Origin of the sequence: Fictibacillus arsenicus (assembly GCF_001999465.1) — a bacterium.
Classification (GTDB): Bacteria; Bacillota; Bacilli; order Bacillales; family Fictibacillaceae; genus Fictibacillus; species Fictibacillus arsenicus.
The window spans coordinates 1-876 of record NZ_MQMF01000054.1; the positions used below are offsets into that span (position 1 = coordinate 1).

Sequence of the window (876 nt, forward strand, 5' to 3'; positions counted from 1 at the left end):
CGACGGATGTTCTCCACCACCACGATCGCGTCGTCCACGACCCGGCCGATCGAGATCGTCAGCGCCCCGAGCGTCAGCGTGTTGAGGGAGTAGCCGAAGGCCGCCACCCCGATGAGGGCGGCCAGCAGGGACAGCGGAATGGACACGGCGGTGACGAGGGTGGAGCGCACCGAGAGCAGGAACACGGCGATCACCAGCACGGCGAACGCCAGGCCCAGCAGGCCCTCCTGGAACAGCGTGTCGATGGACTGCTGGATGAACGGGGCCTGGTCGAACACCACGGTCAGGTCCGCGCCGCCGCCCACCAGGGACGCCAGCTCCGGCAGGGCGTCGCGCACGGCCTGCGAGACCGCCACGAGGTCGGCGTCCGGGGTCGCGGTCACGGAGACGGACAGCGTCGGCACCCCGTTGGTGCGGGTCAGGGACGTGGGGGCCGCGGCCACGAGGGTGACGTCGGCGACCTCGTCCAGGGTGCGCGGTTCGCCGTCCCCGGAGGGAGCGACGACGATCCCGCGCAGGCCCTCGAGGTCCTCGACGGCGGAGCCCGCCTGGACGGGATAGGTGGTCGCGCCCTCGGTGACCTGGCCGACGGGGAAGAGGCCGGTGTTCTCCTCGAGTGCGTCGGTGATGTCGGAGGTGGTCAGCCCGGCGGCGGCGAGCGCGGCCGGGTCCGGGACCACGGAGACGTTCTCGTCTGTGCCGCCGAGGACGTCGGCGCCGCGGACGCCGTCGATCTTCTGCAGCCGCGGGGCCAGGACGTCCTCGGCGCGGCGGCGCAGGGTGTTGAGGTCCTCGTCCCCGGACAGGGCGAGGAAGACCACTGGGAAGTCGGAGACGGAGCCCGCGAAGGACGAGGTCTCCGCCTCCTCCGGCAGC

1 protein-coding gene is annotated in these 876 nt (G+C 72.6%); it reads right to left on the bottom strand.

Annotated features, from left to right (window positions below; genetic code table 11):
- On the bottom strand, positions 1-876 hold an 876-nt coding region (locus UN64_RS21760), incomplete at both ends, for an efflux RND transporter permease subunit (RefSeq protein WP_139343249.1).